The following is a 25,898-nucleotide window of genomic DNA, read 5'->3' as shown; positions in this document are numbered from 1 at the left end:
CATGGATATGATTTTTGGTAAACTGGGTTGGGACTCTATCCCGACAGAGCCAATCGTACTTGTCACCATGGTCCTTATGGCAATTGGTGCAATTGCAGTGCTTGGCGGTATCACCTATTTCAAAAAATGGGGATATTTGTGGAACGAGTGGTTTATTACTGTAGACCATAAAAAGATTGGTATCATGTATATCATCGTATCTGTTGTCATGCTTTTGCGTGGTTTCGCCGATGCGATCATGATGCGTTTACAACTTTTCCTCGCTAAAGGCGGCGGCGAAGGTTATTTACATCCTGACCACTATGACCAGATCTTCACCGCACATGGTGTCATCATGATCTTCTTCGTAGCAATGGGTCTCGTTGTAGGTATGATGAACATCTCTGTACCTTTACAGATTGGTGCTCGCGACGTTGCTTTCCCATTATTAAACTCTTTAAGCTTCTGGTTATTCGCTGGTGCTGCTGGTTTGATGATGCTTTCACTTGTATTAGGTGAATTTGCTGCGACTGGTTGGATGGCTTACCCTCCTCTGTCTGGCATTCAATATTCTCCTGGTGTAGGTGTTGACTACTATATCTGGGCACTTCAGGTTTCTGGTCTAGGTACGCTTTTATCTGGTGTTAACTTCTTCGTTACCATCATCAAAATGCGTGCACCTGGCATGAAATTAATGGACATGCCTATTTTCACGTGGACTTCACTTTGTACGGCTGTACTAATCATTGCATCATTCCCTGTATTAACAGGTACGCTTGCAATGCTTACTCTAGACCGTTACTTCGGCTTCCATTTCTTCACAAATGAGCTTGGCGGTAGCCCAATGCTTTATGTGAACTTGATTTGGACATGGGGTCACCCTGAAGTATATATCTTGGTATTACCAGCATTTGGTCTATACTCAGAAATCGTTGCAACCTTCTCTCGTAAAGCGTTGTTCGGTTACAAGTCTATGGTGTATGCAACTATCGCGATTACTGTTCTTGCGTTCGTTGTATGGCTTCACCACTTCTTCACCATGGGTGCTGGTGCGAACGTTAACGCGTTCTTCGGTATCATGACCATGGTTATTGCGATTCCTACTGGTGTGAAAATCTTCTCTTGGTTATTCACCATGTATAAGGGCCGCATCACCTTTACTACTCCAATGTTATGGACGCTTGGCTTCCTTGTAACATTCGGTATTGGTGGTTTAACTGGTGTACTTATGGCTGTTCCACCTGCGGACTTCCTTGTACACAACTCATTATTCTTGATCGCTCACTTCCATAACGTAATTATCGGTGGTGTGGTGTTTGGTATGTTTGCCGGCATCATTTACTACTGGCCAAAAATGTTTGGTTGGAAGCTCAATGAAGCATGGGGTAAAGCTGCATTCTGGTTCTGGTTCTTCGGTTTCTATTTTGCATTCATGCCACTTTATATCCTTGGTTTCATGGGTATGACTCGTCGTTTGAATACATATGACAACCCTCAATGGGACCCATACCTTGCGATTGCATTATTTGGTGCCGTTCTTGTTGCGATTGGTATTGCATGTTTCTTAATGCAAATCATCGTTGGTTTCTTGCAACGCAAGGACAACATGGACCTTACAGGCGATCCATGGGATGCTCGTACACTTGAGTGGGCAACTTCTTCCCCTGCTCCATTCTATAACTTTGCGCATGAACCAGATGCAAGCGGTGTTGACCGTTTCTGGACTGACAAAGAAAATGGTGTAGCATACGCACGTAACACTAAATATGAAGACATCCACATGCCGACTGATCGTGCTGCTGGTTTTGTCATTGCAATGTTCATTACAGTTCTTGGCTTTGCACTCATTTGGCATGTTTGGTGGCTCGTTGTTGTTTCATTCGTTTCAGCTGTTGTTAGCTTGATCGTAAGCTCATTCACTAAGAATGTTGATTACTATGTTCCAGCTGCTGAGGTTGAGCGTATTGAAAACGAACGCTATGCTTTACTTGAAAAACACTTGAAGAAGGACTAAGGAAATGGCTGAAGTACTTCATCACGACAACCACGGCCACGATGGTCATCATGAACATGATGATACAGACTTAACGGTCTTTGGTTTCTGGACATACTTGATGAGTGACTTGATTCTTTTCGGATCACTCTTCATTGCGTTCGCTGTATTAAACAGTCATGTTCCAGAAGGGACTCCAAGTGCATATAAACTGTTCCATGAATCATTAGGCTATGTGTTAACTGAAACATTTGCCTTATTGATTTCATCGGTAACATTCGGTTTTGCTGTACTTGCATCTTATAAAAAGAATGTAAATCAAGTGATCACTTGGTTGTTTATTACATTCCTATTTGGTGCAACCTTCATCGGTATGGAACTCTATGAATTCCATCACCTTGTAGAAGAAGGTCACGGTCCAACTCATAGTGCATTCTTGTCGTCTTTCTTTACTTTGGTTGGTACACACGGTATCCACGTAACCTCTGGTTTAGTGTGGATGTTAGTATTGATGTATCAAATCAAAACTAAAGGTTTGACTTTACCGAATACACGTCGTCTTGCTTGCTTAAGCTTGTTCTGGCACTTCCTTGACATCGTTTGGATCTGTGTATTCAGCGTCGTTTACTTACTGGGAGTTCTCTAATGAGTAGTCATGAGCATAATGCTGCTGGTGCGTCACACGGTAACTTTAAGCAATACACTGTAGGTTTTATTCTATCTGTAATCCTTACCATCATCCCATTCGGAATGGTAATGGCAGGTGGTTTTAACCGCGGTCTTTTAATGACAGTGATTGCACTTACTGCCGTTGCTCAGGTTCTTGTACAACTTGTGTACTTCCTACACATGAATACATCATCTGAACAACGCTGGAATATGATTGCATTTATCTACACAATCCTATGTATCGCTGTACTATTGATTGGTTCTGTGTGGATTATGAATTACCTTCACTACAATATGATGATCTAAACTGATTGTCATGTTGAAAAAGTATTTATTCCTGACTAAACCAGGAATTCTCTTCGGTAATTTCATTACCACCTTGGGCGGCTTCTTCTTAGCCGCCCAAGGCTCTATAGACATCTTGTTATTATTACTCACCCTCATTGGAACAACGTTAGTTGTTGCTTCAGGATGTGTTGTTAATAACGTCATAGATCAAGATATTGATACAAAAATGCAGCGCACTCAAAACCGCGCACTTGTCAAAAAAACCATATCTCCTACTGTTGCACTTATATATGCATTCGTACTTGGAGCAATTGGTTTTAGCATCTTGTGGTTTGGTGTAAATGGTTATGCATTTTTATTTGCAATAATTGGTTTTGTTGTCTATGTCGGTTTTTATAGTTTGTGGACAAAACGTACCTCAATCCATCAGACCGTCATTGGTAGTATTTCCGGAGCGAGTCCTCCTGTTATTGGTTACACAGCAGTAACTCATCAATTTGATGTAGCAGCCTTGCTTTTGTTTTTAGCATACGCTTTATGGCAAATGCCCCACTCTTGGGCAATTGCGATTTATCGTTTTGATGATTACAAAAATGCAGGAATTCCAATTTTGCCTGTGGCACGTTCTATTTATCGTACGAAAATTGAATGTGTAATATATATCCTTTTATTTGCAGCAGTTTTAAATGGATTATATTGTTTTGGCTATACCAATGTATTCTTTTTAATTACCTTTAATGCTTTGACTGCATATTGGTTTTATTTATCAATTATTGGATTTAAAGCTGAAAACGACCAACTTTGGGCTAAGCGTTTTTTCCTTTACTCAGTAATCCTAATTACTTTGTTAAGTTTGAGTTTTAGCTTTACCTATCAATCCCCTGCTCCAAATCTTCCTCTCTTTTAATTAAGGGAGGATTACCTCCTCCGAACAAGTTTTTCATTTTTCTCATCAAAAGATTTGTTTTTAGTCTAATTTTTACCTATAATTCAGCCTTCGCATTTTTTGCGACGTAGCTATTATTATTTTAGCTATGACTCCTTGCTTCTAATTTTTTAGGGGCTGTTTAAACCGTAAGGAGCTGACAATGCGTCATTACGAAATCGTACTTTTGGTACATCCAGACCAAAGCGATCAAGTTGTAGGTATGGTTGAACGCTATATCTCTCAGATCAAAGAAGCTGAAGGTCAAATTCACCGTTTAGAAGATTGGGGCCGTCGTCAATTGGCTTACCCAATTAACAAAATTCACAAAGCACACTACATTCTTATGAATGTTGAATGTGGTCAAGCTACGCTTGATGAGTTAGAAGAATTATTCCGTTATAACGACGCGATCATTCGTAACCTTATCATTCGTCGTGAACACGCAATCACTGAAGAGTCATTGCTTGCTAAGAGTGCTGAAGAAAAGCGTGCGCGTAAAGCTCAACGTGAAGAAGCACAGCAAGTTGCTCAAGAAGCTGAATAAGGAGAACATCAATGGCACGTTTTTACCGTCGTCGCAAGTTCTGCCGCTTTACAGCTGAGAATGTTGCGTACATCGACTACAAAGATATCGACACTTTAAAACAGTACATCACTGAAAACGGCAAGATTGTTCCTAGCCGTATCACTGGTACTAAAGCTCGTTATCAACGTCAATTAGCACTTGCTATCAAACAAGCTCGCTATTTGTCTTTGATTCCGTACACTGACAACCATAAGTGAGGTGATCTGTGGACGTTATCTTATTACAACGCATTAAGAACCTTGGTAAATTAGGCGATAAAGTATCAGTTAAAGCTGGTTACGGCCGTAACTTCCTTATCCCTCAAGGTAAAGCAGTTGCAGCTACTGAAGCTAACACTGCTGCTTTTGAAGCTCGTCGTGCTGAACTTGAGAAGCAAGAAGCTGAAATTTTAGCTGCTGCTCAAGCACGTGCTGAACAATTGAACGAAGTTAACATCGTTATCACTGCTAAAGCTGGTGACGAAGGTAAACTCTTCGGTTCTATCGGTACTCGTGACATCGCTGACGCGTTAACGAATGCAGGTCTTACAGTTGACCGTGCAGAAGTTCGTTTACCAAACGGTGCGCTTCGTCACACTGGTGAATTCAACATCGCAATCCAATTGCATCATGATGTTGTTGCAGAAGTTCTCGTTACTATCGTATCTGAGTAATTTCTCATCAAAAAAAAGAGCATGCTTACGCATGCTCTTTTTTTATCTCTTAAATTTATGAAATAAAATTAGATATATTAATTCCTGATCAGTTCTTCAGTTTAATTGGTTTTTTAATTAGGTAGTTTATTTAGTTTTGTTTTAAGATAGTTCTCGGCTTAAAACCCTTTTTGTGCACACATTTTATCATCAGGTCTAATTATGTCTCAGGCGAATGCCACTTCTTTAACCCCTTCACCTTCAACAGAAAATAAGTCGAGTGAATCAGGCCAACTTAAAGAGTTTCGCACTCCCCCACACAATTTAGCTATTGAGCAAGCGGTGCTTGCTGCGCTGATGACAGTTGCTGAATCTTTTGAACAAGTCAGCGATTTACTCAAAGAAAATGATTTTTATGCCACTCGTCATAAATATATTTATCGTGCAATTGAAAAATTAGCACAGGAAAATTCCCCATATGACGCAGTCTTAGTCAATGATTGGTTATTAAAACAAAATTTACTTAATGCAATTGGTGGCGAAGAATATTTGATGCAGCTTATGGCTGACTCCCCTTCAAGTTTCTACAACCTTGAAACTTATGCAACGAAAATTAAAGAATTTTCTACGCTACGCAGCATGATCAAAGTAAGTACTGAAATTTTACAAAATGCTTATGACACAAAAGGTCGTGGTGTAAGTGAAATTTTAGATTTAGCAGAAACCAGTATTTTCTCTTTGGCAGAACAGCATAATAACAATAAGAAAGATTCTGGCCCTAAAGCAATCAGCTCTGTAACTGCTGATGTTATTAGCAAACTAGATGAGCTTTCAAAACTTGATGGAAATATTACGGGTTTAACTACAGGCTTCTTAGAGCTTGATAATAAAACTTCGGGTATGCAACCAGGCGATTTAATTATTGTTGCGGCACGTCCATCTATGGGTAAAACGACATTTGCCATGAACTTGGTTGAAAGTGTTTTACAATACAATAAGCTTCCTGCTCTCGTATTCTCTATGGAAATGCCAGCCGACTCAATTGCGATGCGTCTTATTTCAGCAATGGGTAAAGTTCACCAAGGACATCTACGTTCGGGTAACTTAGATGCTGATGAATGGACCAAGGTTACCGGTACCATTTTGCAACTTCAACAAATGCATTTATATATCGATGATTCTTCTGCTCTACCACCAACAGAGCTTCGTGCGCGTGCTCGTCGCGTTGCAAAAATGCATGACGGGAAAATCGGCTGTATTATGGTCGACTATTTACAGCTGATGAAAGTTCCAGGCATGGGTGATAACCGTGTGGGAGAGATCTCGGAAATTTCACGTAGCTTAAAAGCCTTGGCGAAAGAAATGCAATGTCCTGTTATTGCACTTTCCCAGCTTAACCGAAGCCTAGAGAACCGTCCAAACAAACGCCCAGTAATGTCTGACTTACGTGAATCCGGTGCGATTGAACAGGATGCCGACTTAATCATGTTTATTTATCGTGATGAAGTTTATAACAAAGAATCTAAAGAAGCAGGCACTGCGGAAATTATTATTGGTAAACAGCGTAATGGTCCTATTGGTACTGTCCGTCTTGCCTTTGAAGGTCAATATACTCGATTTAGTAATCTCTCTCCTGAGTATTACAGCCAATATGATGATGAAGAATAAGCTCTATCTCTAGCCCAAAGGAGTAAATGAGGGTGCGTCAAGCAACAGTTTATATTGATCGCCAAGCGCTTCAATATAATTTAAACCGTGTCAAACAACTCGCAGCAAATTCAAAAATCGTAAGTATGGTAAAAGCTAATGCTTACGGACATGGAGTCAAAGACTGTTTAGCAGCCTTAAATGCCTCAGATGCCTTTGGTGTCGCCTGCCTACAAGAAGGTTTAGAAATCCGACAACTCGGATTTAAGCAACCAGTAACGTTAATTGAGGGGGTATTTTCTGAAGATGAAATGCCCATCGCAATTGAACACAAATTTGAATGTGTTATTCACCATCAACAACAATTTGAATGGTTAATTAAGCATAAACAAGCCTACATCGCTCAAGACTTAAAAGTATGGGTTAAGCTTAATAGTGGTATGAACCGCTTAGGTTTTAAAGATCCAGAAATTATTGAAGTGATTAAAACCTTAAAGTCTGAGGGCTTTACGTGTGTACTTGCCATGCATTTTGCAAATGCAGATGTTGATCACCCGTTAAATGAACAGCAAAAACAGCAATTTTTACATATTAAACAAGCCTGTGATCCAGTTTTAGCCTCTTGTTGTAATTCAGCTGCGATCTTTAAATGGCCAGAGCTAAATTTCGACTATGTTCGACCAGGAGTAATGCTCTACGGCGCATCACCTTTTGCAGACAAAACAGTACATGACCTTGATTTAAAACCTGTCATGACTTTTACAGCTGAAGTTATGGCATTAAATCATATTCAAGCTGGTGAACATGTAGGCTATGGTTCTACGTTTTGTGCTCAACAAGCTATGGATATTGCCATTGTGTCTATTGGTTATGGAGATGGTTATCCACGTGCTTATATCAAACAAAATTTTGTCGCTATTGACGGTAAACTTTGCCCAGTCGTAGGTCGAGTAAGTATGGACATGATTGCAATTGATGTCACAAATACTCAAGTAAAACTAGGTACACAAGTTGAACTTTGGGGAAAACACCGCCTAGTTGATGATGTTGCCGATGCGAATGGAACAATCGGTTATGAATTGCTTTGTCGCCTTAGCCCACGCCCGGTTCGTCAAAGTATTTAATCTATAAAGAAAACAAAAAATCCAAGCAAGCTTGGATTTTTTTTATTTAAAGTGCCTATTAACGCCAATAATCATCTGTAGGTTTTGGCATTTCTTGCAAACCACGGCGTAATGTATCTGACCATTGGCGACTAATTTGTGAAAAATACGAGTCATCTTCAGTAACACGCTTACCCATTGGAATCACAAAACTATCTCTGTTATAGACCAATGCATCTAATGGCAAACCAACAGAAACATTAGAGCGCAAAGTTGAGTCAAATGAGATCAAACTACAACGTAACGCATCATCTAGCGGCATCGCATAATATAAAGCTCGATCTAAAATAGGTTTACCATATTTACTTTCACCAATTTGAAAATAAGGTGTATCTGTTGTCGCACAAATAAAATTACCTTGCGGATAGACATTATAGAGCTGCATATCGCCGCCTTTAATTTGCCCACCCACTAAAATACTACAGGCATAATTCATTTGTTCTTGGGTATCTGAACTAATATCTTCCAAAACATTTTTTAAAGTTTTACCGACTAAGTCAGCCACTTCAAACATTGTATTAATGCTATATAAATTAGGCTCTTGCTGTAAAGTAAGCGCATTTTGTAAATGTCCGATAACGGCTTGTGTAGTGGCTAAATTACCTGCTGTTTGTAAGGCAATAAACCGCTCTCCTGTCACACCGAAAGTATGAAGCTTACGGAACACAGAAATATGGTCGACCCCGGCATTAGTTCGAGTGTCACTTATAAACACTAAACCCTGCTCTAATCTCAGCGCACAACAATAGGTCATTTCGTTCTCTTTACATTCAACAAGCCAGCACTTGAACCACAGACATCATATTTTCAATACCACCTTGCTCTCGCACACCTCTAATAGGTGCTACATCAAGATAGTCTCGACCAACTGCAAGATAAATATGATGCTTTGGCGTAAACAACTGATTGCTTACATCAAAACAATACCACTGATTATCTAAAAATACCTCCGCCCACGCATGACTGGCAAGGTGCGGATAGTTTTGATCAAATAAATAACCAGAGACATAACGTGCTGGTAATTGTAACGCACGGCACATAGCGATTAAAACATGTGCATGATCTTGACATACTCCCTGACCTGCATGAAAACCCTCAGTAGCAATCGTATCAACAGAGGTACTATCTGGTTGATATGGCATCTTTTGCAAAATATTTTCGCTAAGTAAAGCGATATGCTGTCGATCTTTGACGGTTACAATTCTCTGGGCAAAATCCAACATTTCGGAATCATATTTTGTGACTTGCGTACTTTGAAGAAATAGATTTATTGGTATAGGTACATCGACGCCACCAATTTCTGTATTTAAAAGCTCTACTATACCTTGTGCCATAAAAGTGAGATGCTGATATTCATAACGCTGAGTAGCCGTTAACCACACATTATTAAAAATATCTCTCTTAAGTGTCTTATCACCCGGGACACTGATTGCCCAATTCACAACATGTTGATGCAGTGATGTTTGAGGCATCATTTTAATATACTGAATGCTGTTTTTCGCAGTTTCAGTATAGTTATAATGCGTTTGATGATTCACCATCAATTTCATAATCATGCCTCGAACATATATTCCAGCTGCTGAGTAAAATTATAATAAGCATCCCAATTGGGATGATCTTTTAATAATTGCCATGGTTGATTTAGTTGATCCCATCCTAATTCATTCAGCCGTTGAAGTAATTTTTCTAGCTCGTGTACGAGCCCTGTAAGGTCTCGCTGGAAACGTAGTTGTATATCAAATTGTTCTACTTTTTGTCCCAAATGTAGAAATAACACTATATCCTCATGTTCAGCCTCGAGTATCTGGCTACATTGAGCTAAAGTCTGCTTTAAGGAATCAGGATAAGCTTGAATGGACTTAATCGCATGATTCAATTCCGCATAAGCACTCGAAGATAATACACCTCTTAATTCTTGAATATTATCCTTAGCAATGAGGAACTGGTTCAGTAACGAATATGTTTGTTTCGTATCCAACATATAGCAATTCAGTAATTCTGCTTGTTCAATCACCAGACCAAATGCAGCAGCAAATTGGGTTGCTTTTTCATCATCTGTAAATGGCAAGTGTGATACAGCAAATTTAATACGCATTAAATAACGGCCCAGCCAATAAATATGGTGTGCACTCGAATTTAGTAAAACCATAAATTTCCTCTTTAACCAGCCATTAGGAATGGAGTGATTCAACAACCCATGTATCTTTAATCCCTCCTCCTTGTGAGGAGTTTACGACTAAAGATCCTGCCTGCATGGCCACTCGAGTTAAGCCTCCCGGTACAATTTCAGTACGATAAGGAGAACTTAATACAAACGGACGTAGGTCGATGTGGCGCTCAGCCACTCCTGCGGTAGTTAAAGTTGGTGCAACAGATAAAGCCAAGGTCGGCTGTGCAATATATGCATGTGGTGTAGCAATCAGTTTTTTTCTAAATTCATCAATTTCACATAAACCCGCTTTAGGTCCGATTAACATGCCATATCCACCAGACCCTTGAGCCTCTTTAATCACTAATTGATCTAAATGAGCTAGAACATAGTCTAAATGTTCTTTTTCACGGCACTGATAGGTAGGTACATTTTTCAGAATTGGTGTTTCTCCCAAATAATATTGGATCATTTGATCAACATACGGATAAATTGATTTATCGTCAGCCACACCTGTTCCCGGTGCATTGGCAATCACTACATTTTTCTGTAAATAAGCCGACATTAGACCTGCCACGCCTAGAGCACTATCAGATCTAAACGCAAGAGGGTCTAAAAAATCATCATCTAAACGGCGATAAATCACATCGACTTTTTGACGTCCCCGAATCGTTTTTACAAAGACTTGATCATTTTCTACGAATAAATCTCTATTGGTAACCAGTGGTACATCCATTTCCCGTGCTAAAAAGGCATGTTCATAATAAGCACTGTTAAAACGCCCAGGTGTTAGTACCACAATAAAAGCTTGATCAACTTCTGAGTTTTCTTGAAGTATTTCTTTTAATAAGCTTGGGTAGTGTTCAATTCCATGCAAATTGTTCGCCGCACACAACTCAGGCATTAATTTCTGACTAATATTTCTACTTTCAAGCATATAAGATACGCCAGAGGGGGTTCTCAAATTATCCTCCAGCACAAAAAACTCACCCTCGCCGTCACGGATAATATCTATTCCACTAATTTGGGAATAAATTTTTCCTTTGAGCGTATGCTTGAGCATATGGGGCTGAAAAGCTTCATGACAAATAATCTGATTTTCAGGAATTAACTGCTCTTTTAAAATGTGTTGCCCATGATAAATATCATCTAAAAAATAATTTAAAGCCTTAACTCTTTGTGCACAGCCTGCCGCAATTTTTTCCCATTGTTTCTTTTCAATTACCCTTGGGATTAAGTCAAAAGGAATGGTTCGTTCTGCACCTTCTTTATCACCATATACATTAAAGGTAATACCGTGATAGAGAAAATGTTGTTTGGCTTCCTTATTTAATTGTTTAAGCTCATCTAAAGTACGGATACTCAACCATTGCTCAATTTTTTTAGAAGCCGCCCCATTTGAAGTCATATCATCTAACATCTCATTAAAAAACTGAGACTTGAGCTGTTCAAATAAATTTGTTTGAACAGTAATACTTTGTATAAATGAGGTCTGGTTGAGTAATGCATTGGCCGCTTGGTCTTGTAAAAAATAATCAATATCGGTTTGTAGGTCTTTCTCTTGTTCTGACATAGCAACCTCGTCTTATGTTTTATCTATATTTCATTTTTAAATAAGCAATTTCAGTGCCACTTATATATCTATAATACTTATTGCATATCATTGTTATTACTTTCTTCTAAATTTTAGCATTGATTGTAAAAGGAGCTATAAACCGAATCTGACAAACTTGCCAAATGTGTAAAGTTTTCTTATTGTGTTGACACCAAAGCAATTGGATGTAGATGCATTACGCTTATGTCTGTAATAGAAAAAGAAACTTCAAATAGTTTATATCGCCAATGGCAGATTCTATCTCGCCTTCCTACCGGTAAATGGATCGGGACTCGAGAATTGCAAGAAATGCTTGAGCGTGAAGGTATTGAAATCAGTTTAAGGACAATTCAGCGTGATTTAAATCAAATTGCTCAGCGTTTTCCAATTGAAAGTAATAAAGCCGTCCCTCAAGGCTGGCGTTGGCAATCAGATGCACCAATTCAAAGCTTACCGCACATGACAAGCTCTCAAGCAGTAACGTTTATGATGGTTGAGGAGCATCTCAAGCATTTACTTCCTCCAAGCTTGCTCGATGAAATGGGGCCGTGGTTTGATCTTGCTAAACGTAGCCTTTCCACACAGAACAATGTAAGGCAATGGATTAATCGAGTCCGTATCGTACCGGCCAGTCAGCCTCTTATTCCACCGATAGTCGACCGTAATGCCCAGCAAGCAATTTATGAAGGCTTATTACAAGACAAACAAATTGAGTGTATTTATCAGGCCCGTGTGAATCAAGGTGAAGATAAAACTTATATTTTAAATCCGTTGGCCTTGGTGCAAAAAGGTGCAGTGATTTACTTAATTTGCACCCGACATGACAAAACTGAAGTACAAACCTTTGCATTACACCGCTTCAAATCTGCCAAGGTTTTAGAAAGTCGTGCACTTCATCCAGTCAATTTTGATATTGACCACTATATTGATTCTGGAGCTTTAGGTTTTAGAGTAGATTACAGCCAACCTACCGAATCTATTCAACTTACCTTAACCATGACAGAACAAACTGCTAAAACTTTTTATGAAAGTCAGTTAAGCAAAGATCAGACAATCACTCCAATTGAAGAAAATATTGTTGAAGTTACGGCAACCGTTCCATTTACGTCTCAGTTAGTGTGGTGGTTACGAAGTTATGGTAAGAAACTGCTGCATATTGAACCAATTCAAGTACACAATGCTGTACGTGAAATTGAGCCAGATCATAAATAGTAAGTAGATATAAAAAAGAGAACCAGAAGGTTCTCTTTAGATTTTGAATTATAATTTTCTTAATTTTATATTGGCATTTATATTTTTAGTTGTGTTCAGATCAATATGTTCTCCCCCACCACGACTGATCTGCTCTTTTTTTTGCGCTATTTTGAACATGAGCATTGGCATGCCATTTCATATCCATTGTAGCGAATTGATTTCATTGTCATAGTTAAAGCCCTCTTGTTTGAATGTGAGTTCAATATAACTGAGCATTTAAAACGTGTGAAATAAGAAAAAAAGGAAGCGAAATCTATTTTCTTCCTTAGGAAGTTTCCATATATTTTTTGATCAGAAAATAAAAAAGCCCAGTCTGAACTGAGCTTTTTTACGTGCTTAAATAATTAAGCTGTTTTTTTCGTCATATTATTTTTACGAATTGTGATCATGACCAGTTGAACTGCGGCAGGTGTAACACCCGGAATACGGCTCGCTTGAGCTAATGTTTCTGGGCGAACAGTTTTCAACTTCTGAGTAATTTCACGAGACAAACCAGAAACGACATCATAATCAAAATCGGCAGGAATTTTGGTTTCTTCAAGACGCTTCAATTGAGCTACATCTTCATGCTGACGGTTAATATAACCTTCATACTTAACAGCAATTTCGATTTGATCACCAACTTGTGGTGAAACTTCTGAACCTGTAAGTTCTGCAATTTGACTAAAGCTAATATTAGGACGTTTGAGCAAGTCAATCGCGCTACATTCTTTACTTAAGTCAGCACCTGTCATTTCAACAAACTTTTTACCCATTGGGTTGTTAGGTGCTGCCCACAAATGCTGTAGACGAGAGGTTTCACGCTCAACTGCTTCCATTTTTTCACAATAAGCAGCCCAACGAACATCATCGACCAAACCAAGTTCACGACCAATAGTCGTTAAACGTTGATCGGCATTATCTTCACGCAACATCAAACGATATTCCGCACGTGAAGTAAACATACGATACGGTTCTTTAGTACCTAAAGTAATCAGGTCATCAACCAATACACCCATATACGCCTGGTCACGTTTAGGTGTCCATTCTTCTTGTTCCCAAGCACGACGTGCAGCATTTAAGCCAGCAAGTAAACCTTGAGCACCTGCTTCTTCATAACCGGTTGTACCGTTAATTTGCCCTGCAAAATACAAACCATTAATTGCTTTGGTTTCTAGAGTAAATTTTAAAGCTTGTGGGTTGAAGTAATCATATTCAATTGCATAACCTGGACGCAGGATATGGGCATTTTCCATACCACGAATTGAGCGTACAAGCTCAAATTGAACATCAAATGGTAAAGAAGTCGAAATACCATTTGGATAAAGCTCATGTGTATCCAGGCCTTCAGGCTCTAAAAATACCTGATGCGAGTCTTTATCAGCGAAACGGTGAATCTTGTCTTCAATTGAAGGACAGTAACGTGGACCTACACCTTCAATAACGCCGGTATACATAGGTGAACGATCTAAACCACCGCGAATAATATCGTGAGTTTTTTCATTTGTATGAGTGATATAACAGTTTACTTGTTCAGGGTGCATAGAAGCATCACCCATGAATGACATCACTGGTGATGGGAAATCACCCGGCTGCGGAATCATCACTGAAAAGTCAACTGAACGCGCATCAATACGCGGTGGTGTACCCGTTTTTAAACGACCTACTGGTAGTTTTAGTTCACGAAGACGCTGAGCAAGTGCAATAGAAGGTGGATCACCTGCACGACCACCGCTTGATTTTTCTAAACCAACGTGAATCACACCGCCCAAGAATGTACCCGTAGTCAACACAACAGTTTTGGTATCAAAACGAATACCCATTTGGGTAACAACACCTTTAACAGTATCGCCTTCAACAATCAGGTCATCAGCTGCTTGTTGGAAAATATCAAGATTTGCTTGGTTTTCTAAAGTCTCACGGATCGCAGCTTTATAGCGGACACGGTCAGCCTGAGCACGTGTTGCACGTACTGCTGCACCTTTACGCGAGTTTAAAATACGGAATTGAATACCACCTTTATCGGCAGCTAATGCCATCGCACCGCCAAGAGCATCAATTTCACGGACTAAGTGTGATTTACCAATACCACCAATTGCTGGGTTACAGCTCATCTGACCCAAAGTCTCAATGTTATGGGTCAAAAGCAAAGTCTGTCGTCCCATACGCGCCGCAGCAAGTGCCGCTTCCGTACCTGCGTGACCGCCACCGATAACGATAACATCATAAACTTTAGGATAGTGCATGAGTACAAAAACACCAGAAAAAAAAGACGGAACATTATATCAAAATTATCTACTTAATGATGTACATAATTACAAAATTGTCGACACATGATTTACGCTACACCACATGTTTTGACATTTTGTTGCATGAATTCAATACAAAGTGAGTGTTTTTTAAAAAAATTCATTTTAGAATAAAAAATGTACAGCACTTCTATCACTTTAGAATTAACGCAACGAGAAGGAACACAAAATGAAAAGTACCATGTTAAAAATCTTAACCGCATCTCTCCTTTGTTTTTCAGGCGTAACGTTGACCCACGCTGCCACTAACCATACTGCTAAATCAACTCACACTGCTAAAACAAGTAAAACAGCTCATCATGCTGCTGAGTCAAGCAAATCGGAGATGCAAAAACAGCTGAGAGCTTGTGCTAAAAAACGTCAGGGCGACTGGGTATCTTATAGTCATAATGGCGCAACCTTTAATGGTACTTGCCAACCAAATGAAAACGGCAAATTACAATTTAAGGCCCCTGCTCCTTAATATAATTTTGACTTAAAGCATAAAGAAATCACATTATTTTCTTATATGCCACATCATCATTTTCAAAAGCGGTCCATTAAAGATGGGCCGTTTTCTTTTTTAAACCACTCTAGTGGGCTACAATACGCCTTTAAATAAAATTTTAGGTCCTTTTCGTGAAGTGGTTACAAATACACATTACCGTTGATCAACAACAAGTTGAATTCACAGAAACACTTTTAATGTCTCTAGGTGCGGTAAGCGTAACTCTGGATGATGCCGAAGATCAGGCTCTACTTGAACCATTACCAGGTGAAACACCGCTATGGAATAAAGTTATTGTTACAGGTATCTATCAACAAGACGAACAAGACCCAATTGATGTTGACACTTTAGAAGCTTTCTTAAAAGCTCAGCTTCCAGATACTCCTATGCGCCATGAAGAGCTTGAAGATCAAGTTTGGGAACGCGCATGGATGGATTATTATGAACCTATTCAAATTGGGGAAAAATTCTGGATCGTACCTGAATGGTTAGTGCCACCAGAAGCAGATGCAACAAATATTAAACTTGACCCAGGTCTTGCTTTTGGTACTGGTAACCACGCAAGTACTTTCTTATGCTTGCAATGGTTAGGTAAAACTGATGTTAAAGATAAGATCGTAATCGATTATGGTTGTGGTTCAGGCATTTTAGGTGTTGCAGCTTTATTATTAGGCGCCAAAAAAGTATTTGCGACCGATATTGACCCACAAGCTGTTTTAGCAACAAAACAAAATGCTGAGCTCAACGGCGTATTAGACCGATTATATGTTGGACTTCCTGAAGAGTTTGATCAAGAATTCAAACCACAACAAGCAGACGTTTTAGTAGCAAATATTTTAGCGGGTCCGTTAATGGCACTTGCGCCAGAGTTTGCAAAATTACTTAAATCTGATGGCGAATTCGCACTTGCTGGTGTAATCGAAGAACAAGTTGCTGATGTTTCAGGTGTTTATTCTGAATTTTTTGATATATTAGATGTCGAAAAGCGCGAAGAAAATTGGTGCCGCATTTCAGGAAAACGTAAAACAATAAATTGAGATTTTTTAACTCATGAATGAAAAACAAACCCGCTGCCCTAAGTGTTTAACAGTTTATAAAGTTTCTCTTACCCAATTAACTGTTGCTCAGGGTATGGTTTGTTGCCCTAAATGTAATTTAAATTTTAATGCACTTACCAACTTGGTCAATGTTGAACAACCAGAAATATCAAACTCGTCTGTTTTAGCAGATGGCTCTATTCAAACAAGATATATGACGCATTCTCATGTATTAGATATCTTTGATCAAAAAGTTGAAAACTCTAATATTGATCTTTTGACTTATTTAAATAATTTAAATTACTTCCACAACGAACCGATCAATGCACTTCCTAACCTTAATTTAGCTGAGCAAGCAAACTCACCTGAACAAGATAATGGTAAAAAGCATAGTTGGTTATACTATACACTTTGGAGTTCTGCGAATCTGATCCTGATTTTGGTCTTCACTTTTCAGATTCTCTGGTTTAATCCTAAACTTATGCAACAGAGTCCTGCAATTAGCCATGCATTTAATTATGTCTGTCAAATATTGCATTGCAGTAAGCCGGCTGAACAATATGAACTTCTTAATATAGAAAAGGTAAAGCTACGCAGAATTGATATGGAACATACTCAAGTTTCAGGTGTTCTTATCAACAAAAATAACAAAAGTATCGAATTGCCCAACTTAAAACTCAGCTTTGGTAAAGAAGCTGATCAAGAAGAAATCATTTTTACACCCAAGCAATACTTGGTTGAAAATTTACGTGGTATTCAACGCATCCCGACTAATACACCATTTAGATTTCAATTTGACTTAAATAAAAGCAAAAAAAGCCTACAAAATTATCGATTAGAAATTGTCCACCCCTAATTTGTAAAAAAAGTGAAAAAAAAATAAAAAAAAATGCAGTTAATTTGCTCACTTTTTCCTAGACAATGGTATGATACGCGCCACGAAAGCTTTGACTCATATACTCCTCGCTCTCAATCCAAAAAAAATACTGTTAAGCATGTGTGCTTTTCTACATTAAGCGCATAGCCTAACTTTTTTTGTTTTTGAGGGGGCTGTAACAAATATTTAACTATTGTTACGCTTATTTTTTATTCAATACGAAGAAATATGGCAAGCTAATTGTTCTTATGTTTTAGAGTCACTGTTTTAGGATCTAAAACAGGACTCCGTATTTTTAGACCACATTTATATACTACTTTACCCAAGCTAGTATTTGATTTTCGGATTAACTCGCATGAATAGCAAATCTCCTATTTTTACTGCACAATCTGATGTTGCTCTTCGCATCCACGTGGATCGCGCAGTTCGTCATTATTTTGCACAATTGCAAGGTGAGCAACCATCTCAGGTTTATGACATGGTGCTAGCAGAAATGGAGAAACCTCTTTTATCTGTAGTTCTTGAATATACTCGTGGTAATCAGACACGTGCCGCAGAGATTCTCGGACTAAACCGCGGCACTTTACGCAAAAAGTTAAAAGCTCACGGTTTAATGAGTGAATAAATGATAAAATGCTCACGACTTCGTGGGCATTTTTTTATGCTTCTAATTGGTTTTAATCCGTAGACTTGAAATTGTTGACTTGAACATCATGACTATTAAACGTGCTTTGATTTCTGTATCAGACAAAACAGGAATTGTCGAATTTGCTCAAAACCTTGCAGCTTTAGGGGTAGAATTATTATCTACAGGCGGCACATATAAGTTGCTTAAAGATAATAATATTGCTGTTGTTGAAGTATCTGAACACACAGGTTTCCCTGAAATGATGGATGGTCGAGTAAAAACACTACATCCAAAAATTCATGGCGGCATTTTGGCTCGTCGCGGTCTAGACGAAGCTGTTATGCAAGAACACGATATCGATCCAATCGATTTAGTGGTAGTTAACCTCTATCCATTCGCAGCTACAGTAGCTAAACCGAACTGTTCACTTGCCGATGCTATCGAAAACATCGACATCGGTGGCCCAACAATGGTCCGTGCTGCTGCTAAAAACCATGCGTCTGTAGGTATTGTGGTAAACGCTTCAGATTACGATACAGTTATTAGCGAATTAAAAGCTACTGGTTCACTTTCTTACGAAACACGTTTCGATTTAGCGGTAAAAGCATTTGAACATACAGCTCAATACGACGGTATGATCGCTTCTTACTTAGGCGCTCGTGTTGGCAAGACCGAAGGTGAAGCTGATTTATTCCCACGTACGTTCAACACTCAACTAAATAAAGCACAAGATTTACGTTACGGTGAAAACCCGCACCAATCTGCTGCTTTCTATGTTGAAGCAAATGCAAAAGAAGCTTCTGTTTCTACAGCAAAACAACTACAAGGCAAAGAGTTGTCTTATAACAATATTGCTGATACAGATGCTGCTCTTGAATGCGTTAAATCATTTGCAAAACCTGCTTGTGTAATCGTAAAACATGCAAATCCTTGTGGTGTTGCTGTTTCTTTAGACGGCATTAAAGCTGCTTACGATTTAGCTTATGCAACTGACCCTGAATCTGCTTTCGGCGGTATTATTGCATTTAACCGCGAGTTAGATGTTGCAACAGCTCAAGCAATTGTAGAACGTCAATTCGTTGAAGTTATTATTGCTCCAAGTATTGCTGATGGCGTACTTGAAGTAACTGGTGCGAAGAAAAATGTACGCGTATTAGTATGTGGTGAATTACCTGCAATTGATGCACGTGCACCACAACTTGACTACAAACGCGTTAACGGTGGCTTACTTGTTCAAGACCAGGACTTGGGCATGATCACTAAAGATGATCTTAAAGTAGTGACTAAACGTGCACCTACTGAACAAGAAATTGATGACCTTATTTTCGCGTGGAAAGTTGCGAAATATGTAAAATCAAACGCTATTGTTTATGCAAAAAACCGTCAAACTATTGGTGTAGGCGCGGGTCAAATGAGCCGTGTTAACTCAGCGCGTATTGCTGCAATTAAAGCTGAACATGCTGGCTTAGTTGTTGAAGGCGCTGTTATGGCATCTGATGCATTCTTCCCGTTCCGTGACGGTATTGATAATGCGGCTAAAGCTGGCATTAAATGCATTATCCAACCAGGTGGTTCTATGCGTGATGAAGAAGTTATTGCAGCCGCTGATGAAGCTGGTATTGCAATGGTCTTCACTGGTATGCGCCATTTCCGCCACTAATTTAAATTTAGTCCTCCCTAACCCTCCTTTTATTCAGGAGGGTTTTCCACAATAATGGAACTATCTCTCCACTTTGAGAAATAGAGGGGGATGAAAAAGGATTAAAGTTAAGGAACAAATTAAAAATGAATATTTTAGTTTTAGGTAGTGGTGGTCGTGAGCATGCGTTAGCATGGAAAATCGCGCAAGATACCAAAGTTACTCAAGTTTTTGTTGCTCCTGGTAATGCTGGAACTGCAACGGAAGCAAAATGTGTAAACGTTCAACTCGATATTTTAGATAATCCGGCAATTATTGCTTTTGCTAAAGAAAATAATGTTGAGCTTGTTGTTGTTGGCCCAGAAGCACCATTAGTGAATGGCGTGGTAGATGCTGCACGTGAAGCAGGTGTAAAAATTTGGGGACCTACTCAATATGCAGCACAGCTTGAAGGCTCAAAAGCGTTTGCTAAACACTTTTTAAAACGTCATAACATTCCAACTGCTTTTTATGATGTATTTACCGAAGTAGATGCCGCTAAAGCTTACGTTGAAAAAAATGGCGCACCAATCGTTATTAAAGCTGACGGTCTTGCTGCTGGTAAAGGCGTAATCGTTGCAATGACCAACGAAGAAGCTTTTGCAGCAATTGATGACATGCTTGCTGGTAATAAATTTGGTGATGCTGGTTCACGTGTTGTAATTGAACAGTTCCTTGCTGGTGAAGAAGCTTCATTCATTTGTATGATTGATGGTAAAAACATTTTACCAATGGCAACGTCACAAGATCACAAACGTATTTTTGAAGGTGACCAAGGTCCAAACACTGGCGGTATGGGTGCCTACTCTCCTGCTCCAGTTGTGACTCCTGATGTTTTTGATCGTGTAATGTCTGAAATTATGCGTCCAACTGTTGAAGGTATGGCTGCTGATGGGCATGTTTACACTGGTTTCTTATACGCGGGCTTAATGATTGATGAACAAGGTCAACCACGTGTAATTGAATTTAACTGCCGCTTTGGCGACCCTGAAACTCAACCAATCATGATGCGTTTAAAATCATCTCTTGTAGACTTGGTTGAAGCTGGTATTGCTGGCAATTTACCAAGCGAAGCTGAATGGGATGAGCGCAAATCAATTGGTGTGGTACTTGCAGCTGAAGGATATCCGGATAGCGTACGTAAAGGTGATGTGATTTCAGGTATTGGTCAATCACCAGAAGATACTAAAATCTTCCATGCTGGTACTTCTACTCGTGAAGATGGTCATATCATCACTTCTGGTGGACGTGTTCTTTGCGTAACCGCCCTAGGTGATAGCGTTCTTGAAGCACAAATCAATGCTTTAGAAGTGTGCGGACAAGTAACTTTCACAGGTATGCAATATCGCAGTGACATCGGTTACCGCGCCATTGCTCGTGAAAAAGCTCAATAAAAATTTAAAATAATAAAAAAGCTCTCTGTTTAGAGGGCTTTTTTATTTTAAGTTCTTATTTATCATTAATATTCATATCAATCGCAATTTTTATTCACTTCTGATTAATAAGAACGAAACATGTCCACTATATTGAATATGTTTTTATTGATATGATTGGTTAAACCGTTGGAACTTGCAACAAAGTGATGTGCTCTAGCGTATTAGTGTACTTAATCTAATTGCGTTAAAAATAATCGCTATTTTTAACGCTTAGTACTTCCCTATATAACGTTTGAAAAATTGCGACTTATCATAAAACTGTTGAGAAATAGTTTTATTTAAAGCGAATCTAAATGTTAAGGTAAGTGCCCAAAGATTTAGAAAAGTATCGAAATTTATGCAACTTGCATTCGATATTAAAAGGCTTTGTAAGTTTACAACATCAATTTTCCCAGCTGAGAGCCAACAGGAATTGTTGATATCTCTCATAATCAGGACTTTTTTTACATGAAAAAGCTGATCAGTCTTTTTTTAGGCATGTCTGTGCTATTACTTGCAGCTTGTGGCAAACAGCAAAATGAACCGCAAACTGGCAAAGGTAATGATTCTTCTCAGTTACAAACTGTTGTCATTGCTTCAACTGGTTCTGACGCTGATATTTGGCGTTACATTGCAACATTACCGGAAACTAAAGCTGCCGGCATTAAACTTGAAGTGAAAAACTTCACTGATTATGTTGCTATGAATACAGCAGCAGCGAACAAAGAAGTTGACTTAAATGCATTCCAATCTTATGCATATTTAGTTGCTTTTAATGCATCTAACAAAGATAAGATCGCTCCTGTTGCAACAACTTATCTTGAACCAATGGGTATTTACTCTAGCAAGTACAAAAAAGTTGACGAGTTCCCACAAGGCGCAAGCATTGCTATTCCAAATGATGCAGCGAACGAAGCTCGTGCATTGATACTCTTGCAAAGCGCGGGTCTAATCAAACTTAAAGCTGACTTTGACCCTGCTAAAGGCACACCAAGCGATATTATCGACAACAGCAAAAAAATTGACATTAAGCCAATTCAAATGGCAACTGCTGTTCGCGTAAAAGACGAAGTTGATGCGATTGTGTTAGGGAATACTTTGGCACTAGAAGGCGGTTTAAATGTGCTTAAAGATTCTATCTATTATGAGCCAGTTGACCAAAGCACAAAATTGAATGTAAATATTCTTGCTACTGCTGAATCTCGTAAAGATGATGCTGTTCTTCAGAAGGTTGGCAAGCTTTATCACACTGAAGCTGTTAAAAAATACGTTGAACAACACTTTGGTGGTACAAAAGTTGACGTGAATCAGCCAATCAGCTACCTCACAGAAGCTAAATAGTAATATAATAGCCGCAACGCGAAACAGGCAAAGTCTCTTTGCCTGTTTTTTCTTTTTAGCATAGTTTTTGACGACATGATTCAATTTAAAAACATTTCAAAGCTCTATCAGCTTAAAGGCCAAACCATACGTGCACTGGACCAAATTAATTTGGAAATTCCTGAAGGCAGTATTTTCGGCATTATTGGCTATAGTGGTGCAGGTAAAAGTACTTTAATCCGCCTGATTAACTTACTTGAGCGACCAAATGAAGGTCAGGTTATCATTAATCAAAAGGACTTCACTGCTTTGGATGCGCGTTCATTACGTCAGGAACGTGCAAATATTGGCATGATTTTTCAGCACTTCAATTTGCTTCAAACCAAAACAGTGGCTGAAAATATTGAGATGCCAATGCGTCTGCTCAATTACAACAAAGCAGAACGTGAAAAGCGCTTAAATGAACTACTTGAATTCATTGACCTTAAGCATAAAAAAGATGCTTATCCAGATGAACTATCTGGTGGTCAGAAACAACGTGTCGGTATTGCACGCGCTTTAGCAAATCATCCTAAAATTCTTTTGTGTGATGAAGCAACCTCTGCCCTAGACCCGCAAACAACAAAGTCGGTTTTAGAGTTATTAAAGAAAATCAATCAAGAGCAAAAAATCACAATCGTCATGGTGACTCATGAAATGGATGTGATTGAAACTGTATGTGATCATGTGGCGGTTATGGAAGCCGGCAAAGTGATTGAACAAGGCTCAACAATTGATATCTTTAGTAATCCTCAACATCCAACGACTAAAAACTTCATACAAACTGTTTTACATCAACAGTTACCTGTGAATATTTTAAATCAACTGGAAAACCAGCATCACCACAGCATCTATTGCTTACAGTTCTTAGGTCGTTCGGCTCAAGAACCTGTAATTCAGTCACTTATTAAACAGTTTGATATTAGTTTAAATATCTTATTTGCCAATATGACTGAGATTAATGGAATCGTGATTGGACAGATGTTTGTACAGCTTTTAGGTGATCCACAGTTGATTCGTCAGGCGATTGAGTTTTTAGAACAAAATGAAGTGAGTGTAGTTCAATCAGGAGATCAAGTATGAGAGATTTAATCGTACAGTGGTTAACTGAACTTACTCAACCTTTCTGGCATAGTTCCCTTTCAATTGACCAGTTCGTAACAGCGCTACAAGAAACCTTCCATATGGTGTTCTTTGCGCTTTTATTTGGTGGTATTTGGGGCTTCATTCAAGGGATTATTCTCCTTGTTACTCGCCCTGAGGGTATTTTGCCAAATAAATTCATTTACCATTTACTCAACCCAATTGTAAATGCGTTACGCTCTCTGCCATTTATTATTTTACTTATTGCGGTTATTCCACTAACCAAACTATTGGTAGGTACTTCAATTGGTACATGGGCAGCGATTGTTCCTTTGACGATTTACGTGGGTCCCTATATGGGTCGTCTTATTGAAACTTCACTACTTGAAGTCAATGAAGGCATTATTGAATCTGCTCAAGCAATGGGTGCAACACCTTGGCAGATTATTTCACGCTTTATCCTGCCTGAAGCTCGTAGTTCTCTGATTTTGAACTTAACAACCGCTACCATTAGCCTTATTGGCGCTACAGCTATGGCTGGTGCGGTGGGTGCCGGTGGTATTGGTGACTTGGCAATTTCTTATGGTTATCAGCGTTTTGATACAAGCGTCGTTATTTTAACGGTTATTGTATTATTGCTTTTGGTACAAATCGTTCAGATGTTAGGAAACTGGCTCGCTAAAATGCGCTAATTCAGTTATCTAAAAAGCCCTCTTCAAGAGGGCTTTTTTATTTTAGATGACTTATGTTTATGGGACATTTTATTAGACAAACTGCCCAACACAATTTCTGTTATTATCAAAATTAGCCCGTAAACACTGCTTTTAGATTTAGTTTCAGGATAAAACGATGCGTTACAGAATTCATTATATTGATGTGCAAAATGCCCTACAAAACTATATCTGGATTTTAGAAGATACTGAAACTCATGAAGCTGTTGCAGTTGATCCAACAGAGGCGGAGTTAGTTACTCAATTTTGCACAAACCATCATTTAACGTTAAAACAAATTTGGCTGACTCATTGGCATAAAGATCATATTGGCGGGGTTGCAGAATTAACGGCGACCAATGCTATAGCTGTATACGGTCCAAGAGATGAATTATCTAAAATTCCGGGCATTACTCACCCACTACAACATGATGACCACCTAAAATTTAACGATTTAAAAGTAGAGATTATTGCAACACCTGGCCATACCCTAGGCCATATTGTGTACTTTATTGAGGAGCTCAATACCCTATTTTGTGGAGATACTCTTTTTGCTATGGGATGCGGCCGCTTATTTGAAGGTAGCGCCGAGCAAATGTATCACTCGTTAAATCGACTTGCTGCTCTTCCCACTATAACCAAAGTGTATTGCACGCATGAGTACACGCTCTCTAATGCAGAATTTGCATTGAGTGTAGAACCTGAAAATCATGCCTTGCAAGAGCGTATTGAACAGGTCCGCGAGCTTCGTAAGAACGGTCAAATTACTTTACCAAGTAGTATTGAACTTGAATTGGCTACCAATCCCTTTTTACGTGCCGAAAGTGTAGAAGAGTTCGCTCATTTACGTAGTTTAAAAGACAATTTCTAACTATATAAATTTCATGGCAAGATACAGTTTAATTTTAAGAACTGTATCTTTTTTAATAAAGCATGTTTCCTGAAATTATTTTTTACATTTATTGATTTTAAATGAACTTGTTTTGCTTAAATTTCACTCTATTTGAGTTATTTTAAAATAAATATAAAAAACAATTATTTATATCTCAAACATATATAAGTTGATTACATAAAAACTGAATAAATTTATAAAATGAAGGATATTAGTTTATCTATTTTACTTTTTTTACAAGTTGCAAAATAAAACAAAGTTTTCCCCCTTTAAAAAATCCGAGTAAATCCCTATTAATAAATAAGATGTAATGCACGGATAGAAGGAGTTCTCACGTGAAAAAGGTTGTTAAAGCTAAAAATCTAATTGCGTTCCGTATTTGGTTAGAAAAATTAGGGTATTCGGTTAAAAACCTTGCCGATGGAAAAGGTTTTACTTTCAGTTTTAAAAAAGAATATGGTTTAGTAACTTGTGATCTGGCAGGTAATGCTTTAGCGATGCAGTTAGGTGAAGAGTTTGAGGATCACTTAAAAGCATAAGTTGAGATTCTATTTGCTCATACG

The 25,898-nt window shown here is 38.6% G+C and carries 26 protein-coding genes; 21 read left to right on the top strand and 5 right to left on the bottom strand.

The genetic code is table 11. From position 1 onward, the window contains the following. Position 1 precedes the first annotated feature (1 nt). The 9 genes from cyoB to alr all read left to right on the top strand — a co-directional run bounded on the left by cyoB (position 2) and on the right by alr (position 7,845). On the top strand, positions 2-1,993 hold the full coding sequence (cyoB, locus tag ABLB96_RS09140; protein ID WP_348897869.1) for a cytochrome o ubiquinol oxidase subunit I: 1,992 nt from the start codon (positions 2-4) through the stop codon (positions 1,991-1,993). Between the two features lie 4 nt (positions 1,994-1,997). Further along, entirely contained in the window at positions 1,998-2,618 is a 621-nt protein-coding gene (gene cyoC, locus ABLB96_RS09135; protein WP_348897868.1) for a cytochrome o ubiquinol oxidase subunit III, read from the top strand. Beyond that, on the top strand, positions 2,618-2,947 hold the full coding sequence (locus ABLB96_RS09130; protein ID WP_348897867.1) for a cytochrome o ubiquinol oxidase subunit IV: 330 nt from the start codon (positions 2,618-2,620) through the stop codon (positions 2,945-2,947). The genes cyoC and ABLB96_RS09130 overlap by 1 nt, the downstream gene beginning before the upstream one ends. 10 nt (positions 2,948-2,957) lie before the next feature. Beyond that, positions 2,958-3,836 carry a heme o synthase gene (cyoE, locus tag ABLB96_RS09125; RefSeq protein WP_348897866.1) on the top strand — a complete coding sequence of 293 codons (879 nt, stop codon included), beginning with the start codon at positions 2,958-2,960 and terminating at the stop codon, positions 3,834-3,836. Between the two features lie 181 nt (positions 3,837-4,017). Continuing rightward, on the top strand, positions 4,018-4,401 hold the full coding sequence (rpsF, locus tag ABLB96_RS09120) for a 30S ribosomal protein S6 (protein ID WP_004700831.1): 384 nt from the start codon (positions 4,018-4,020) through the stop codon (positions 4,399-4,401). A gap of 11 nt (positions 4,402-4,412) precedes the next feature. Beyond that, complete coding sequence (rpsR, locus tag ABLB96_RS09115; RefSeq protein WP_000090661.1) at positions 4,413-4,640, top strand: 30S ribosomal protein S18; 228 nt, start codon at positions 4,413-4,415, stop codon at positions 4,638-4,640. Positions 4,641-4,648: 8 nt separating this feature from the next. Beyond that, the gene (gene rplI, locus ABLB96_RS09110) at positions 4,649-5,095 is read left to right on the top strand and encodes a 50S ribosomal protein L9 (RefSeq protein ID WP_004700828.1); all 447 of its coding nucleotides are present in this window, start codon (positions 4,649-4,651) and stop codon (positions 5,093-5,095) included. A gap of 201 nt (positions 5,096-5,296) precedes the next feature. Beyond that, positions 5,297-6,742 (top strand): replicative DNA helicase, encoded by a 1,446-nt coding sequence (gene dnaB / locus ABLB96_RS09105; RefSeq protein WP_348897865.1) that lies wholly within the window; start codon positions 5,297-5,299, stop codon positions 6,740-6,742. A gap of 32 nt (positions 6,743-6,774) precedes the next feature. Continuing rightward, complete coding sequence (gene alr / locus ABLB96_RS09100) at positions 6,775-7,845, top strand: alanine racemase (RefSeq protein WP_348897864.1); 1,071 nt, start codon at positions 6,775-6,777, stop codon at positions 7,843-7,845. A gap of 58 nt (positions 7,846-7,903) precedes the next feature. Here alr and ABLB96_RS09095 read toward each other — a convergent pair whose 3' ends face one another. Genes ABLB96_RS09095 through ABLB96_RS09080 form a run of 4 tightly spaced genes read right to left on the bottom strand, consistent with a single transcriptional unit; the run spans position 7,904 to position 11,606 of the window. Further along, positions 7,904-8,638 (bottom strand): proteasome-type protease, encoded by a 735-nt coding sequence (locus tag ABLB96_RS09095; RefSeq protein ID WP_348897863.1) that lies wholly within the window; start codon positions 8,636-8,638, stop codon positions 7,904-7,906. A gap of 16 nt (positions 8,639-8,654) precedes the next feature. Further along, positions 8,655-9,434 carry a transglutaminase family protein gene (locus ABLB96_RS09090; RefSeq protein ID WP_348897862.1) on the bottom strand — a complete coding sequence of 260 codons (780 nt, stop codon included), beginning with the start codon at positions 9,432-9,434 and terminating at the stop codon, positions 8,655-8,657. Between the two features lie 2 nt (positions 9,435-9,436). Then, on the bottom strand, positions 9,437-10,033 hold the full coding sequence (locus tag ABLB96_RS09085; protein ID WP_348897861.1) for an alpha-E domain-containing protein: 597 nt from the start codon (positions 10,031-10,033) through the stop codon (positions 9,437-9,439). A gap of 22 nt (positions 10,034-10,055) precedes the next feature. Then, positions 10,056-11,606, bottom strand: a complete 1,551-nt coding sequence (locus ABLB96_RS09080) for a circularly permuted type 2 ATP-grasp protein (protein WP_348897860.1) — start codon at positions 11,604-11,606, stop codon at positions 10,056-10,058. Positions 11,607-11,831: 225 nt separating this feature from the next. Between ABLB96_RS09080 and ABLB96_RS09075 the strand changes: the two genes are divergently transcribed. After that, entirely contained in the window at positions 11,832-12,839 is a 1,008-nt protein-coding gene (locus ABLB96_RS09075; RefSeq protein ID WP_348897859.1) for a WYL domain-containing protein, read from the top strand. A gap of 386 nt (positions 12,840-13,225) precedes the next feature. Here ABLB96_RS09075 and mnmG read toward each other — a convergent pair whose 3' ends face one another. Further along, entirely contained in the window at positions 13,226-15,106 is a 1,881-nt protein-coding gene (mnmG, locus tag ABLB96_RS09070; RefSeq protein ID WP_348897857.1) for a tRNA uridine-5-carboxymethylaminomethyl(34) synthesis enzyme MnmG, read from the bottom strand. A gap of 232 nt (positions 15,107-15,338) precedes the next feature. Here mnmG and ABLB96_RS09065 point away from each other — a divergent pair, with 232 nt between their 5' ends. The 11 genes from ABLB96_RS09065 (at position 15,339) to ABLB96_RS09015 (ending at position 25,874) form a co-directional block, all read left to right on the top strand. Further along, positions 15,339-15,632: a hypothetical protein gene (locus ABLB96_RS09065; RefSeq protein ID WP_348897856.1), complete on the top strand. Its 294-nt coding sequence runs from the start codon at positions 15,339-15,341 to the stop codon at positions 15,630-15,632. A gap of 155 nt (positions 15,633-15,787) precedes the next feature. Continuing rightward, on the top strand, positions 15,788-16,693 hold the full coding sequence (gene prmA, locus ABLB96_RS09060; protein ID WP_348897855.1) for a 50S ribosomal protein L11 methyltransferase: 906 nt from the start codon (positions 15,788-15,790) through the stop codon (positions 16,691-16,693). A 13-nt stretch (positions 16,694-16,706) separates the two neighbouring features. After that, positions 16,707-17,549 carry a zinc-ribbon and DUF3426 domain-containing protein gene (locus ABLB96_RS09055; RefSeq protein WP_348897854.1) on the top strand — a complete coding sequence of 281 codons (843 nt, stop codon included), beginning with the start codon at positions 16,707-16,709 and terminating at the stop codon, positions 17,547-17,549. A 376-nt stretch (positions 17,550-17,925) separates the two neighbouring features. Further along, complete coding sequence (gene fis, locus ABLB96_RS09050; protein ID WP_001086304.1) at positions 17,926-18,195, top strand: DNA-binding transcriptional regulator Fis; 270 nt, start codon at positions 17,926-17,928, stop codon at positions 18,193-18,195. Between the two features lie 88 nt (positions 18,196-18,283). Then, on the top strand, positions 18,284-19,858 hold the full coding sequence (purH, locus tag ABLB96_RS09045; RefSeq protein ID WP_348897853.1) for a bifunctional phosphoribosylaminoimidazolecarboxamide formyltransferase/IMP cyclohydrolase: 1,575 nt from the start codon (positions 18,284-18,286) through the stop codon (positions 19,856-19,858). A gap of 125 nt (positions 19,859-19,983) precedes the next feature. Then, positions 19,984-21,270 carry a phosphoribosylamine--glycine ligase gene (gene purD / locus ABLB96_RS09040; protein ID WP_348897852.1) on the top strand — a complete coding sequence of 429 codons (1,287 nt, stop codon included), beginning with the start codon at positions 19,984-19,986 and terminating at the stop codon, positions 21,268-21,270. A gap of 489 nt (positions 21,271-21,759) precedes the next feature. Further along, positions 21,760-22,632, top strand: coding sequence for a MetQ/NlpA family ABC transporter substrate-binding protein (locus ABLB96_RS09035; RefSeq protein WP_348897851.1), 873 nt, complete (start codon positions 21,760-21,762; stop codon positions 22,630-22,632). Between the two features lie 75 nt (positions 22,633-22,707). Continuing rightward, positions 22,708-23,733 carry a methionine ABC transporter ATP-binding protein gene (locus tag ABLB96_RS09030; protein ID WP_348897850.1) on the top strand — a complete coding sequence of 342 codons (1,026 nt, stop codon included), beginning with the start codon at positions 22,708-22,710 and terminating at the stop codon, positions 23,731-23,733. After that, positions 23,730-24,425 (top strand): methionine ABC transporter permease, encoded by a 696-nt coding sequence (locus tag ABLB96_RS09025; RefSeq protein ID WP_001205190.1) that lies wholly within the window; start codon positions 23,730-23,732, stop codon positions 24,423-24,425. The genes ABLB96_RS09030 and ABLB96_RS09025 overlap by 4 nt, the downstream gene beginning before the upstream one ends. 157 nt (positions 24,426-24,582) lie before the next feature. Beyond that, positions 24,583-25,314, top strand: coding sequence for a hydroxyacylglutathione hydrolase (gene gloB, locus ABLB96_RS09020; protein ID WP_348897849.1), 732 nt, complete (start codon positions 24,583-24,585; stop codon positions 25,312-25,314). A 356-nt stretch (positions 25,315-25,670) separates the two neighbouring features. After that, complete coding sequence (locus ABLB96_RS09015; RefSeq protein WP_000758190.1) at positions 25,671-25,874, top strand: hypothetical protein; 204 nt, start codon at positions 25,671-25,673, stop codon at positions 25,872-25,874. The last annotated feature ends 24 nt before the right edge of the window (positions 25,875-25,898 follow it).

The sequence above is a fragment of the Acinetobacter sp. XH1741 genome (assembly GCF_041021895.1).
Taxonomy (GTDB): Bacteria; Pseudomonadota; Gammaproteobacteria; order Pseudomonadales; family Moraxellaceae; genus Acinetobacter.
Note: the sequence above shows the minus strand (reverse complement) of the source record. Positions and strands in the feature narration are given on the sequence as shown.

Bases quoted from the DNA above. Each gene is read 5' to 3' on its own strand.
- cyoB (WP_348897869.1), top strand. From the start codon at position 2: ATGGATATGATTTTTGGTAAACTGGGTTGGGACTCTATCCCGACAGAG.
- cyoC (WP_348897868.1), top strand. From the start codon at position 1,998: ATGGCTGAAGTACTTCATCACGACAACCACGGCCACGATGGTCATCAT.
- ABLB96_RS09130 (WP_348897867.1), top strand. From the start codon at position 2,618: ATGAGTAGTCATGAGCATAATGCTGCTGGTGCGTCACACGGTAACTTT.
- cyoE (WP_348897866.1), top strand. From the start codon at position 2,958: ATGTTGAAAAAGTATTTATTCCTGACTAAACCAGGAATTCTCTTCGGT.
- rpsF (WP_004700831.1), top strand. From the start codon at position 4,018: ATGCGTCATTACGAAATCGTACTTTTGGTACATCCAGACCAAAGCGAT.
- rpsR (WP_000090661.1), top strand. From the start codon at position 4,413: ATGGCACGTTTTTACCGTCGTCGCAAGTTCTGCCGCTTTACAGCTGAG.
- dnaB (WP_348897865.1), top strand. From the start codon at position 5,297: ATGTCTCAGGCGAATGCCACTTCTTTAACCCCTTCACCTTCAACAGAA.
- ABLB96_RS09095 (WP_348897863.1), bottom strand. From the start codon at position 8,638: ATGACCTATTGTTGTGCGCTGAGATTAGAGCAGGGTTTAGTGTTTATA.
- ABLB96_RS09090 (WP_348897862.1), bottom strand. From the start codon at position 9,434: ATGAAATTGATGGTGAATCATCAAACGCATTATAACTATACTGAAACT.
- ABLB96_RS09085 (WP_348897861.1), bottom strand. From the start codon at position 10,033: ATGGTTTTACTAAATTCGAGTGCACACCATATTTATTGGCTGGGCCGT.
- ABLB96_RS09080 (WP_348897860.1), bottom strand. From the start codon at position 11,606: ATGTCAGAACAAGAGAAAGACCTACAAACCGATATTGATTATTTTTTA.
- ABLB96_RS09075 (WP_348897859.1), top strand. From the start codon at position 11,832: ATGTCTGTAATAGAAAAAGAAACTTCAAATAGTTTATATCGCCAATGG.
- mnmG (WP_348897857.1), bottom strand. From the start codon at position 15,106: ATGCACTATCCTAAAGTTTATGATGTTATCGTTATCGGTGGCGGTCAC.
- ABLB96_RS09065 (WP_348897856.1), top strand. From the start codon at position 15,339: ATGAAAAGTACCATGTTAAAAATCTTAACCGCATCTCTCCTTTGTTTT.
- ABLB96_RS09055 (WP_348897854.1), top strand. From the start codon at position 16,707: ATGAATGAAAAACAAACCCGCTGCCCTAAGTGTTTAACAGTTTATAAA.
- fis (WP_001086304.1), top strand. From the start codon at position 17,926: ATGAATAGCAAATCTCCTATTTTTACTGCACAATCTGATGTTGCTCTT.
- purH (WP_348897853.1), top strand. From the start codon at position 18,284: ATGACTATTAAACGTGCTTTGATTTCTGTATCAGACAAAACAGGAATT.
- purD (WP_348897852.1), top strand. From the start codon at position 19,984: ATGAATATTTTAGTTTTAGGTAGTGGTGGTCGTGAGCATGCGTTAGCA.
- ABLB96_RS09035 (WP_348897851.1), top strand. From the start codon at position 21,760: ATGAAAAAGCTGATCAGTCTTTTTTTAGGCATGTCTGTGCTATTACTT.
- ABLB96_RS09030 (WP_348897850.1), top strand. From the start codon at position 22,708: ATGATTCAATTTAAAAACATTTCAAAGCTCTATCAGCTTAAAGGCCAA.
- ABLB96_RS09025 (WP_001205190.1), top strand. From the start codon at position 23,730: ATGAGAGATTTAATCGTACAGTGGTTAACTGAACTTACTCAACCTTTC.
- gloB (WP_348897849.1), top strand. From the start codon at position 24,583: ATGCGTTACAGAATTCATTATATTGATGTGCAAAATGCCCTACAAAAC.